General features: G+C 59.5%; 8 protein-coding genes. 4 read left to right on the forward strand and 4 right to left on the reverse strand.

The window, feature by feature from the left end:
* Positions 1 to 97: 97 nt before the first annotated feature.
* From mapR to QMX93_RS26955, 3 genes are all read right to left on the reverse strand, one after another.
* Positions 98 to 1,507 carry a GntR family transcriptional regulator MpaR gene (mapR, locus tag QMX93_RS26945; RefSeq protein ID WP_212550714.1) on the reverse strand — a complete coding sequence of 470 codons (1,410 nt, stop codon included), beginning with the start codon at positions 1,505 to 1,507 and terminating at the stop codon, positions 98 to 100.
* Between the two features lie 222 nt (positions 1,508 to 1,729).
* On the reverse strand, positions 1,730 to 3,160 hold the full coding sequence (gene ccoG / locus QMX93_RS26950) for a cytochrome c oxidase accessory protein CcoG (protein ID WP_282358577.1): 1,431 nt from the start codon (positions 3,158 to 3,160) through the stop codon (positions 1,730 to 1,732).
* A gap of 195 nt (positions 3,161 to 3,355) precedes the next feature.
* Positions 3,356 to 3,604, reverse strand: a complete 249-nt coding sequence (locus tag QMX93_RS26955; RefSeq protein WP_053120599.1) for a DUF3203 family protein — start codon at positions 3,602 to 3,604, stop codon at positions 3,356 to 3,358.
* A gap of 122 nt (positions 3,605 to 3,726) precedes the next feature.
* Here QMX93_RS26955 and QMX93_RS26960 point away from each other — a divergent pair, with 122 nt between their 5' ends.
* Positions 3,727 to 4,239 carry an MgtC/SapB family protein gene (locus QMX93_RS26960; protein ID WP_053120597.1) on the forward strand — a complete coding sequence of 171 codons (513 nt, stop codon included), beginning with the start codon at positions 3,727 to 3,729 and terminating at the stop codon, positions 4,237 to 4,239.
* A gap of 83 nt (positions 4,240 to 4,322) precedes the next feature.
* On the opposite strand, the gene QMX93_RS26965 is transcribed toward QMX93_RS26960, so the two are convergent.
* A complete protein-coding gene (locus QMX93_RS26965; protein WP_003224520.1) occupies positions 4,323 to 4,481 on the reverse strand; it encodes a hypothetical protein in 159 nt (52 codons plus the stop codon).
* A 216-nt stretch (positions 4,482 to 4,697) separates the two neighbouring features.
* Between QMX93_RS26965 and QMX93_RS26970 the strand changes: the two genes are divergently transcribed.
* From QMX93_RS26970 to glgB, 3 genes are all read left to right on the forward strand, one after another.
* Positions 4,698 to 6,695 (forward strand): alpha-1,4-glucan--maltose-1-phosphate maltosyltransferase, encoded by a 1,998-nt coding sequence (locus QMX93_RS26970; RefSeq protein WP_159812036.1) that lies wholly within the window; start codon positions 4,698 to 4,700, stop codon positions 6,693 to 6,695.
* A gap of 101 nt (positions 6,696 to 6,796) precedes the next feature.
* A complete protein-coding gene (treS, locus tag QMX93_RS26975) occupies positions 6,797 to 10,138 on the forward strand; it encodes a maltose alpha-D-glucosyltransferase (protein ID WP_282358579.1) in 3,342 nt (1,113 codons plus the stop codon).
* 2 nt (positions 10,139 to 10,140) lie between these two features.
* Positions 10,141 to 12,369 (forward strand): 1,4-alpha-glucan branching protein GlgB, encoded by a 2,229-nt coding sequence (gene glgB / locus QMX93_RS26980; protein ID WP_282358580.1) that lies wholly within the window; start codon positions 10,141 to 10,143, stop codon positions 12,367 to 12,369.
* Positions 12,370 to 12,444 lie beyond the last annotated feature (75 nt).

Consider the following 12,444-nt stretch of genomic DNA (forward strand, 5'->3'; position numbering starts at 1 on the left):
GAGCAAGCCCGCTCCCACATTGGATGTGTGAACGACACATGACCAGTGTGGGAGCGGGCTTGCTCGCGAAGGCGGTAGCGGCGGCAACATCAAGCTGTCAGAACGACCGCACAATCCGCCCCAGCGTCTCCATCGCTTTCTCCGAATCCTCCGTCCACGGGCTGCCATAGTTCAGGCGAATACAGTTCCTGAAGCGCTGCGTCGGCGAAAAGATCGGCCCCGGGGCGATGCTGATGCCTTGCGCCAGCGCCATCTGAAACAACTTCAACGAATCCATCTGCTCTGGCAGTTCCAGCCACAAAAAGTAGCCGCCGGCGGGTTGGCTGACGCGTGTCTGGGCCGGGAAGTAACGAGCGATGGCGGCGAGCATGGCGCTTTGCTGCTCTTCCAGGGCATAGCGCAACTTGCGCAGGTGGCGGTCGTAGCCGCCGTGTTGCAGGTAGTCGGCAATCGCTGCTTGTGCGGGCATCGAGGCGCACAGCGAGGTCATCAGCTTCAGCCGTTCTATTTTTTGCGCGTAGCGCCCGGCAGCGACCCAGCCGATGCGGTAGCCGGGCGCCAGGCTTTTGGCGAACGAACCGCAGTGCATGACCAGACCTTCCGTGTCGAAGGCTTTCGCCGGTTTCGGTGCTTGCTGGCCGTAATAGAGTTCGGCGTAGACGTCGTCCTCAATGAGCGGCACTTGGTGGTGGCGCAGCAGTTCGACCAGTTCCTGCTTCTTCGCCTCAGGCATGGTTGCGCCCATCGGGTTCTGGAAACTGGTCATGCACCAGCAGGCTTTGATCGGGTGACGTTCGAGCGTCTGCGCGAGCACGTTGAGGTCGATGCCGTCGCGCGGGTGCACGGGGATTTCCACGGCTTTGAGTTTCAGGCGTTCGAGCACTTGCAGGCTGGCGTAGAACGCCGGGGCTTCGATGGCCACCAGATCGCCGGGTTCGGTCACCGCTTGCAGGCACAGGTTCAGCGCTTCGAGGGCGCCGTTGGTGATCAGCAACTCTTCCATTGGCAGCATCAGGCCGCCGACCATGTAACGCAGGGCGATCTGGCGGCGCAGTTGCGGGTTACCCGGCGACATGTCGGTGACGACCATGCGCGGATCCATCTCTCGCGCGGCGCTGGCCAGCGACCGGGACAGGCGTTGCAGGGGGAACAGGGTCGGGCTGGGGAAGGCTGAGCCGAAGGGCACGGTGTTTGGATCTTTGATCGAATCGAGTACTGAGAACACCAGTTCGCTGACGTCGACTTCGGTGGATTCGTTGACCTGATGGCTGATCACCGGCTCCGAGAACGGGCTCGGCGCGTGGGCGTTGACGAAGTAGCCGGAGCGCGGCCGGGCGCGGATCAGGCCACGGCGTTCGAGCAGGTAATAGGCCTGAAACACGGTGGAGGGACTGACGCCGTAGGTCTGGCTGGCGTAGCGCACCGAGGGCACGCGCTGGCCGGGACCGAGAACGCCGGAGCGGATCAGTTCAGCGATGTCGTCGGCGAATTTTTCGTAGCGTTTCATCGAGGAGCCTTGGTGCTTGTTGATTGATGGGTGTCAGGGGAAAAGCCCCTCACCCTAGCCCTCTCCCGGAGGGAGAGGGGACTGACCGAGTTGATTGTTCAATTTGCATCGACCTGAGAAATTACAGTCGAACTCAGGATTTGAATTACATGGAGATCTGCTCCCTTTCCCCCTCGCCCCCTCGGGGGAGAGGGCTGGGGTGAGGGGGGAGCGGCTGACGGATCAGCGATTCATCGGCGCCACAAACCGGCTCTTCGCCACGCTGTAAACCTCCGGCTCATCGCTGTCACTCACTTTGAAATTCAACGTCTGCGAACTACTTGCGGGCCGTTCCGTGGTCATTGCCACCGACACCGGCACATCGACAATCTCCCCGGGCGCCAGGCTCAGTTCAGTCTTACCCTGCAACTGAAAGCCGTCGCCATCCAAAAGGCTCAGATTGTAAACCTGACGTTGCTGGGTTTTGTTGATGACTTTGAGACTGTAGATGTTTTCGATCTGGCCTTGAGCGTTCTCCCGGAACAGTCCGCGATCCTTGGTGACGTCCAGCGAGACCATCGGCCGTTCGACCAACGCCAGGGCGAGTGCGCCGATCATCAGCAGCAACACCACCGTGTAACCGATCAGCCGAGGCCGCAGCAGGTGGGTTTTACCGCCCTGCAGTTCGCGTTCAGAGCTATAGCGAATCAGCCCGCGCGGGTAATTCATTTTGTCCATGATCGAATCACAGGCGTCGATACACGCCGCGCAACCGATGCATTCCATCTGCAAACCGTCGCGGATGTCGATGCCGGTCGGACATACCTGCACACACAGTTGGCAGTCGATGCAGTCGCCCAAACCGGCTTCGGCGGGTTTCACATCGCGTTTGCGCGGGCCACGGTTTTCGCCGCGCGCCACGTCGTAGGCAATCGTCAGGGTGTCTTTGTCGAACATCACGCTCTGGAATCGCGCATACGGGCACATGTGCATGCACACCGCTTCGCGCAGCCAGCCGGCGTTGATGTAGGTGGCGGCGGTAAAGAACAGCACCCAGAACAGACTGACCCCGCCGATTTGCAACGTCAGCAACTCTTCAGCGAGCGGACGAATCGGCGTGAAGTAGCCGACAAAAGTCAGCCCGGTCAGCACGCTGATCGCCAGCCACAAAGTGTGTTTGGCGGCACGGCGCGCCAGTTTGTTCAGGCTCCACGGCGCCGCTTGCAGTTTGATCCGCTGGTTGCGTTCGCCTTCAGTGAGCTTCTCGCACCACATGAAAATCCACGTCCACGAACTCTGCGGGCAGGTGTAACCGCACCAGACCCGCCCGGCAAACACGGTGATGGCGAACAGGCCGAACGCGGCGATGATCAGCAGTGCCGACAGCAAGATGAAATCCTGTGGCCAGAAGGTCGCGCCGAAGATGTGGAATTTGCTTTCCGACAGATCCCAGAGCACGGCCTGACGCCCGCCCCAGTTCAGCCACACCGTGCCGAAAAACAACAAAAACAGAAACCCCGCGCCGCTCATCCGCAAGGTGCGGAACAGGCCGGTGAAGCTGCGGGTGTGGATTTGATTGTCGCTGGATTTTGCCGTCGCCTTCATTGGGCGTGCGGGAATGTTTTTTATGGTTGGAGATGCTTCTACGGTTCGGACGGGGATTTGTTCGCTCATGGTCGTTCGCTCATCAGCCTCCATCAGGCCAGCGAACTATGGGCGTCGATCTGTTTGCATAACAGACTCAGGTATTTTAATAAAAAGCGTATCAGATGCGCTTTTGGACATGTCCTGCGACAACTTGAAGCAGCCCGCAGGTAAAGGCGCAAACGCCTATCGCAGGCGTCTGCGCCGGGTGTTGACCAAGGTCAGTCAAATCACCGAATCACTCTCATCAGCCTTGAGATGCTTACGACCGTCCTTGGCACCTGCTACGGTCAAGGCGTCGGCTTCTGCTTCGGTGATGTACACGCGCTTGCCTTCTATCTCAACGAAAGACATGGCTTTTTCACTGTCCGTTTTGACTTCCAGGGTGTCGCAGATGCGAATTTCCTCGCCATGTTCGACGGTAAAAAAACACACTTTTTGCTCGGGATTGGATTCATCGACGCGCAGGGGCATGGGGCTGTCCTTTTTCCGGGGGTGTCTGAAATGTTAGGGCGCATGCTTTGCCGATCGTTCGGCGCAACCGATTAATGGTCGCCGCTGTCCATCATCTATCGACTCATAAAAAGGACGGCACGATGAACGCCTGGTGGCATGAAGTGTGGGTGACGCTGCAAGCGGAATTTGCCGACATTGGTGACGCGTCGCAGCTCACGCGAATCACCGTACGGCTGGTGATGGCGGCGGTATTGGGCGGGATTCTCGGTTTCGAACGCGAGCATAAAGGCAAGGCGGCCGGGGTGCGCACGCACATGTTGGTGGCGCTCGGCGCGGCGCTGTTTGTGCTGGTGCCACAGACGTCAGGGGCGGAGTCCGATGCGATGAGCCGGGTGCTGCAGGGGGTTATCGCCGGGATCGGCTTCCTTGGTGCGGGCACGATTTTGAAGAACAAGGAAGGTGATGAAGGTCACGTCAAAGGCCTGACTACGGCAGCGGGGCTGTGGATGACGGCGGCGATTGGGGTGGCGGCGGGGTTGGGCAAGGAGGCGACGGCGCTGCTGAGTACTTTGCTGGCGCTGGGGATTTTCAGCGTGATGCCACGGATCGTGCGTTTGTTTGAAAAGGATGAGCAGAAAAACGATCTCCTCTAATTCATCGCTTCCCGCGTGCAATGGGACGCGGAGCGTCCCCGGCGGCATTCCCACGCAGAGCATGGGAACGATCGGTGGCCGGGTCAGACGATCACGGGCGGCATCGTCGTTGGTGGTTCTTCTTTCGGTGGAGGCGTGGTGCCTGGCGGCTCTTGCTCTGGAATCGGTTGCGGCTCGGTTTCTGGAAGAGTGGGTTTGTCGATGTTCGGATCGGGTGTTTCGGCCGGGATCGGGATGTTCATCTGTAGACCTCCGTGTGGCACATGGCGTGAGAAGTGCTTAAGTGGATTGACCACCTCGTGGCGAATTCGATCCGCTTTTCTGTAACGGCAATTTCATCTGAACTTTTCCCGGCACCGGTCGCTCGGAACCTAAGTGAGTTCATTCCGGACGGGCGCTCGATTGCGAACGCTGAACCGGCACAAGAGCGTCCTTTGGGCGTTAAGGAGAGATGCTCAATGACTGCTGAAAACCCCTCAGAACTAAGCTACAACCCGCACATTCCGCTGTCGCAGGCTTTGTTGCTGCCACGCATCGCCATTGAAGACACCATGCCGACCCTCGATGGCGGGCAGTTCGCCGTGAAGTCGATTGCCGGCCGTGAAGTGGTGGTAACCAGCAAAGTCTTCGCCGACGGTCACGACAAGTTGGCGGTGCGCATTCGCTGGCGCGAGGAAGGCGAGGAAACCTGGCAAAGCGAGGTCATGTCCGACCAGGGCAACAATGGCTGGAAGGGTCAGTTCCGCCCCGAGCATCAGGGCCGTTTCCTCTATTGCATCGAAGCGTGGATCGATCATTTCGCCAGTTTCCAGTACGAACTGGAAAAGAAACACACCGCCGCCGTGCCGGTCTCGCTGGAGTTGCAGGAAGGCCGGACGATGGTGCAACAAGCTGCCGAACGCAGCGAAGGTCAGCTCAGCGAACAGCTCGCTGCGCTGCACCATGAACTGTCCGGGCTGCTCGAAACCGAGCAGGTCGCGCTGTTTCTGCACTCGCGCAGTGCGCAATTGATGGCCGAGGCCGATCACCGCGCCTACCTGAGCGTCAGCGCTGAATTCCCGATGGACGTCGAACGCGAACTGGCCGAGTTCGCCAGTTGGTACGAGCTGTTTCCGCGCTCGATCACCGACGACCCCAAACGTCACGGCACCTTTAATGACGTGCACTCGCGCTTGCCGATGATTCAGGACATGGGTTTCGACGTGTTGTACTTCACGCCGATCCACCCGATTGGCCGCGCGCATCGCAAGGGCCGCAATAACTCGCTGACGGCGGGGCCGGATGATCCGGGCAGTCCGTACGCGATTGGCAGCGAGGAGGGCGGTCACGAGGCGATTCACTCGCAACTCGGCACTCGTGAAGACTTCCGTCGACTGGTGGCGGCGGCTGCCGATCATGGTCTGGAAATCGCTCTCGATTTCGCCATTCAATGTTCTCAGGATCACCCGTGGCTCAAGCAGCATCCGGGCTGGTTCAACTGGCGCCCGGACGGCACGATCAAATACGCGGAAAACCCGCCGAAGAAATATCAGGACATCGTCAACGTCGACTTTTACGCGCCGGATGCGATTCCGAGCCTGTGGGTCGAGTTGCGTGACATCGTCGTCGGTTGGGTCAATGAAGGCGTGAAGATTTTCCGCGTCGACAACCCGCACACCAAACCGCTGCCGTTCTGGCAGTGGCTGATTGCCGATGTGCGCGCGCTGCACCCGGAAGTGATCTTCCTCGCCGAGGCGTTTACCACGCCGGCGATGATGGCGCGTCTGGGCAAGGTCGGGTACACGCAGAGTTACACCTATTTCACCTGGCGCAATACCAAGGCTGAGTTGGCGACGTACCTCACCGAGCTGAATGAATCGCCGTGGCGCGAGTGCTACCGGCCGAATTTCTTCGTCAACACGCCCGACATCAATCCGGCGTTCCTGCATGAGTCCGGGCGTCCGGGTTTCTTGATCCGCGCGGCGCTGGCGACCATGGGCTCGGGCCTGTGGGGCATGTATTCGGGCTATGAACTGTGCGAAGCGGCGCCGGTGCCGGGTAAAGAGGAATACCTCGATTCGGAGAAGTACGAGATCCGCGTCCGCGACTTCACCGCGCCCGGCAACATCATTGCCGAGATCGCCCAGCTCAATCGCATCCGCCGGCAGAACCCGGCGCTGCACACGCATTTGGGGCTGAAGGTCTACAACGCCTGGAACGACAACATTCTCTATTTCGGCAAGCGCAGCGCCGATGGCAGCAACTTCATTCTGGTCGCGGTCAGCCTCGATCCGCATAACGTGCAGGAAGCGAATTTCGAACTGCCGTTGTGGGAAATGGGCCTGCCGGATGACGCGACGACCCACGGTGAGGATTTGATGAACGGGCATCGCTGGGACTGGCATGGCAAATACCAGTTCATGCGGATTGACCCGGCATATCAGCCGTTCGGGATTTGGCGGATTACCGCTATTTGATACGTAATGATCGGACGCAGAGCGTCCATGGCGGCATTCCCACGCAGAGCGTGGGAACGATCATCGTGGGGCGTTGCTAAAGAATTCAGCAGGAGTTTCACATGGCGAAGAAACCCAATGCAGCCACCTTCATCAAAGACCCGCTCTGGTACAAGGATGCGGTGATTTACCAGGTTCACGTCAAATCGTTTTTCGACTCCAACAACGACGGGATTGGCGACTTTCCGGGCCTGATCGCCAAGCTTGATTACATTGCCGAACTCGGCGTCAACACCATCTGGCTGCTGCCGTTCTACCCGTCGCCACGTCGCGATGATGGCTACGACATTGCCGAATACCGTGGCGTGCACAGCGACTACGGCACCATGGCCGACGCCAAACGCTTTATCGCCGAGGCGCACAAACGCGGCTTGCGAGTAATCACCGAGCTCGTCATCAACCACACCTCCGACCAGCACCCGTGGTTCCAGCGTGCCCGCAAAGCCAAACCCGGCTCGGCGGCGCGCGACTTTTACGTGTGGTCGGATGACGATCAGAAATACGACGGCACGCGGATCATCTTCCTCGACACCGAAAAGTCCAACTGGACGTGGGATCCGGTCGCCGGCCAGTACTTCTGGCACCGCTTCTATTCGCACCAGCCCGACCTGAATTTTGATAACCCGCAAGTGATGAAAGCCGTGCTCTCGGTGATGCGTTACTGGCTGGACATGGGTATCGACGGTCTGCGCCTCGACGCCATTCCGTACCTGATCGAGCGCGACGGCACCAACAACGAAAACCTCCCTGAGACCCACGACGTCCTCAAGCAGATTCGCGCTGAGATCGACGCCAATTACCCCGACCGCATGCTGCTCGCCGAAGCCAATCAGTGGCCGGAAGACACGCAGCTGTATTTCGGCGATACCGACGCCAAAGGCCTCAATGGCGACGAATGCCACATGGCCTTTCATTTCCCGCTGATGCCGCGCATGTACATGGCGCTGGCTCAGGAAGACCGTTTCCCGATCACCGATATTTTGCGTCAGACCCCGGAAATTCCGGCGAACTGCCAATGGGCGATTTTCCTGCGCAACCACGATGAACTGACGCTGGAAATGGTCACCGATAAAGAACGTGACTACCTGTGGAATTACTACGCCGCTGACCGTCGCGCGCGGATCAACCTCGGCATTCGTCGACGTCTGGCGCCGTTGATGGAACGTGATCGTCGTCGCGTCGAACTGCTCAACAGCCTGCTGCTGTCGATGCCCGGCACGCCGACTCTGTATTACGGCGATGAAATCGGCATGGGCGACAACATCTATCTGGGCGACCGCGACGGTGTGCGTACGCCGATGCAATGGTCGATCGACCGTAACGGCGGTTTCTCCCACGCCGACCCGGCCAGTCTGGTGCTGCCGCCAATCATGGATCCGCAGTACGGTTATCTGTCGGTCAACGTCGAAACCCAGGCGGGCGATCCGCATTCGTTGCTCAACTGGACGCGGCGCATGCTTGCCGTGCGCAAACAGTCGAAAGCCTTTGGTCGCGGCACGCTGAAAATGCTCTCGCCAAGCAACCGCCGCATTCTCGCTTACACCCGCGAATTCACCGACGCCGATGGCAAACACGAGATCATTCTTTGCGTGGCGAACGTCTCGCGCAGTGCGCAAGCGGCGGAGCTGGATTTGTCGGCCTACGTCGGCATGGTGCCGGTGGAAATGTTGGGCGGTAATGCCTTCCCGCCGATTGGCCAACTGAATTTCCTCCTGACGTTGGCGCCGTACGGCTTCTACTGGTTTGCCTTGGCCTCGGAAAACCAGATGCCGAGCTGGCACGTCGAGCCCGCGCAGAGCCTGCCGGACTTCACCACGCTGGTGCTGAAAAAGCGCATGGAAGAACTGCTGGAAGCGCCATCCCGCGCGACGCTGGAGCAAAACATCCTGCCGAACTGGCTGCAAAACCGTCGCTGGTTCGCCGGCAAAGGCGCGGCCATCGACAACGTGCAAATGGCTTACGGCGTGCGCTTCGGCGATGCCCAGCATCCGGTGTTGCTCAGCGAAATCGAGGTCACCAGCGCTGGCCACACCAGCCGTTATCAGCTGCCCTTCGGTTTCATTGCTGAAGATCAGGTCGGCCCGGCATTGCCGCAGCAACTGGCGTTGGCGCGCGTTCGTCGCGTGCGTCAGGTCGGCTTGATCACCGATGCGTTCAGCCTCGAAGCGTTTATCCGCGCCGTGCTGCAGGGCATGCAGAACAACACCGTGCTCGAATCGAGCGAAGGTGAAATTCGCTTCGCACCGACCGCGCAACTGGAAAAACTCGGCCTTGGTGCTGAGTCGGAAGTGCGCTACCTGTCGGCCGAGCAATCGAACAGTTCGGTAGTGATCGGCAACAGCCTGGTGCTGAAACTGATTCGCAAAGTCGCCTCGGGCGTGCACCCGGAATTGGAGATGAGCGCGTACCTGACCAAGGCCGGTTTCGAAAATATCTCGCCGCTGCTTGGCTCGGTGATTCGCCGCGACGCCAAGGGTCAAGACAATCTGTTGATGATCGCCCAAGGCTATCTGAGCAATCAGGGCGATGCCTGGGAATGGACGCAGAACAACCTCGAACGGGCGCTGCGCGACGAACTCGCCGATGCCATGTCCGAGCAGGAACAGCATTACAACGCACTCGGCGAGTTGAAGGATTTTGCCGGCATGCTCGGGCAGCGTTTGGGCGAGATGCACAAAGTGCTCGCCGCGCCGACTGACAACGCCGATTTTGCGCCGCAGGTGTCGACGGCCAAGGATGCGCAGGCCACGGGCAAAGATATCGCCGCGCAAGTCGAGCACGCGCTGAAACTGCTCAAGCAGCATCAGGGCGAACTCAGCGCGGCGGATCAGCAACTGGTCAAACGCTTGCTCGACGAGAAGAAAACCATTCTGGCCCACGTCCAGGATCTGGCGAAAAAAGCTGTCGGCGGTTTGCAGATTCGTGTTCACGGCGACCTGCATTTGGGTCAGGTGCTGGTGATCAAGGGCGATGCCTATCTGATCGATTTCGAAGGCGAACCGGCGCGGCCATTGAGTGAGCGCCGAGGCAAACACAGTCCGTACAAAGATGTCAGCGGCGTGCTGCGTTCGTTCGATTACGCCGCGGCGATGACCATCAATGTGCAGAACGTTGATCACGGCGCGGAGTCTGAAGACGCACGTCGTCGTGTCGCGCAACGTTATTTGAATGAAGCGCGAGCGGCATTTGTTCAGGCATATCGCCGAGCGGCAGCTAGTCTTGATCATGCTTGGCAAGATCCTGAAGGGGCCGACGCTGCGCTGGCATTGTTCGGTCTGGAGAAGGCGGCCTATGAAGTGGCCTATGAAGCCGAAAATCGCCCGACGTGGCTGCCCGTGCCGTTGCACGGTTTGTATGGGTTATTGACAGGGCTTAAACCCTTTTCCGATCTTGGTGGAGAGTAGTCATGAGTTTCTCGAACAAGGAACAGGGTCAGAAAGAAGCATTGTTGCCGGCGGCGAAGGACATCGACGCGCTGGTACGTGCTGAACATCACGATCCGTTTTCGATTCTGGGGCCCCACGGCGATGGCGCCGGCGGGCAGTTTATCCGTGCGTATTTACCCGGTGCATTGAGCGTTGTCGTGCTGGACAAGGACTCCGGCGAAGAACGCGGGCCGCTGGAGCAGACCGAAACACCGGGGCTGTTTGTCGGCCATTTCGATCAGGCGCGTCCGTATCAGTTGCGCACGCGTTGGGCCGGTGGCGAGCAAGTGGCGGAAGATCCGTACAGCTTCGGCCAGTTACTCGGTGAAATGGATTTGTATCTGTTTGCCGAGGGCAATCACCGCGACCTCAGTAGCTGCCTCGGCGCGCAACTGACAAGCGTCGATGGTGTCGACGGCGTGCGCTTTGCCGTGTGGGCGCCGAACGCGCGACGCGTTTCGGTGGTCGGTGACTTCAACGTCTGGGATGGCCGTCGTCATCCGATGCGTTTGCGCCATCCGTCCGGGGTCTGGGAGTTGTTTATCCCGCGCCTGCAAGCGGGCGAGTTGTACAAATACGAGATTCTCGGCGCGCACGGGATTCTGCCGCTCAAGGCTGACCCGATGGCGCTGGCCACCAGCCTGCCGCCGGACACCGCGTCGAAAGTCGCCGCGCCGCTGCAAGTCGATTGGCAGGATCAGGACTGGATGAACAGCCGTCATGATCGGCAAAAACATTCAGCGCCACTGTCGATTTACGAGCTGCACGCCGGTTCGTGGCAATGTGAGCTGGATGATCTTGGCGAAGTCGCGCGCCAGTACACTTGGCCGGAACTGGCTGAGCGGCTGATTCCGTACGTGAAAGAACTTGGCTTCACCCACATCGAATTGATGCCGATCATGGAGCACCCGTTCGGGGGTTCCTGGGGCTATCAGTTGCTCTCGCAATTCGCCCCGAGTGCGCGCTACGGCACGCCGGAACAGTTCGGCGACTTCGTCAACGCCTGCCACCAGGCGGATATCGGCGTGATCCTCGACTGGGTGCCGGCGCATTTCCCTACCGATACCCACGGTCTGGCGCAGTTCGACGGCACCGCGCTGTACGAATACGGCAATCCGCTGGAAGGTTTCCATCAGGATTGGGATACGCTGATTTACAACCTCGGGCGCACTGAAGTGCATGGCTACATGCTCGCTTCGGCGTTGCATTGGCTGAAGCATTTCCACATTGACGGTCTGCGCGTCGATGCCGTGGCTTCGATGCTGTATCGCGACTATTCGCGCAAGGCTGGCGAATGGGTGCCGAACCGCCATGGCGGTAGGGAGAATCTGGAAGCCATCGACTTCCTCCGGCATTTGAACGACGTGGTTGAGCTGGAAGCACCGGGCGCGCTGGTGATCGCCGAAGAATCGACCGCGTGGCCGGGCGTCAGCCAGAGCACGCAGCAGGGCGGTTTGGGCTTTGCCTACAAATGGAACATGGGCTGGATGCACGATTCGCTGCATTACATTCAGCAGGATCCGGTGTACCGCGCGCATCATCACAATGAGCTGAGTTTCGGTCTGGTTTACGCGTGGTCCGAGCGCTTTATCCTGCCGATTTCCCACGATGAAGTGGTGCACGGCAAACATTCGCTGATCGACAAGATGCCCGGCGATCGCTGGCAGAAATTCGCGAATCTGCGTGCTTATCTGAGTTTCATGTGGACGCATCCGGGCAAGAAGCTGCTGTTCATGGGCTGCGAATTTGGTCAGTGGCGCGAGTGGAATCACGATCAACAGCTGGATTGGTATCTGCTGCAGTATTCCGAGCACAAAGGCGTGCAGAAACTGGTTGGCGACCTTAATCGGCTGTACCGCGAAGAGCCGGCGCTGCACGATCAGGACGATGCGCCTCAGGGTTTCCAGTGGTTGATTGGTGATGATGCGATCAACAGTGTTTATGCCTGGCTGCGCTGGAGCAAGGACGGCAAACCGGTGCTGGTGGTGGCGAACTTCACGCCGGTGCCGCGTCAGGCGTATCGGGTCGGCGTGCCGTTCGCCGGGCGCTGGACGGAGTTGCTCAATAGTGATGCTGACACTTATGCGGGTTCCAACTATGGCAATGGTGGCGGGGCGTTTACTGAAGATGTGCCGAGCCATGGGCAGTCGATGTCGCTGGAATTGAACCTGCCGCCGTTGGCGGTGTTGATCCTTAAACCTGAGGGTTGATCCGGAACCGCGTCGCGGCCTTCGCGAGCAGGCTCGCTCCCACATTTGGAATGCATACCTCCTGTGGGAGCGAGC

Origin of the sequence: Pseudomonas sp. PS01303 (genome assembly GCF_029959385.1) — a bacterium.
Lineage (GTDB): Bacteria > Pseudomonadota > Gammaproteobacteria > Pseudomonadales > Pseudomonadaceae > Aquipseudomonas > Aquipseudomonas rustica.

Bases quoted from the DNA above. Each gene is read 5' to 3' on its own strand.
- mapR (WP_212550714.1), bottom strand. From the start codon at position 1,507: ATGAAACGCTACGAAAAATTCGCCGACGACATCGCTGAACTGATCCGC.
- ccoG (WP_282358577.1), bottom strand. From the start codon at position 3,160: ATGAGCGAACAAATCCCCGTCCGAACCGTAGAAGCATCTCCAACCATA.
- QMX93_RS26955 (WP_053120599.1), bottom strand. From the start codon at position 3,604: ATGCCCCTGCGCGTCGATGAATCCAATCCCGAGCAAAAAGTGTGTTTT.
- QMX93_RS26960 (WP_053120597.1), top strand. From the start codon at position 3,727: ATGAACGCCTGGTGGCATGAAGTGTGGGTGACGCTGCAAGCGGAATTT.
- QMX93_RS26965 (WP_003224520.1), bottom strand. From the start codon at position 4,481: ATGAACATCCCGATCCCGGCCGAAACACCCGATCCGAACATCGACAAA.
- QMX93_RS26970 (WP_159812036.1), top strand. From the start codon at position 4,698: ATGACTGCTGAAAACCCCTCAGAACTAAGCTACAACCCGCACATTCCG.
- treS (WP_282358579.1), top strand. From the start codon at position 6,797: ATGGCGAAGAAACCCAATGCAGCCACCTTCATCAAAGACCCGCTCTGG.
- glgB (WP_282358580.1), top strand. From the start codon at position 10,141: ATGAGTTTCTCGAACAAGGAACAGGGTCAGAAAGAAGCATTGTTGCCG.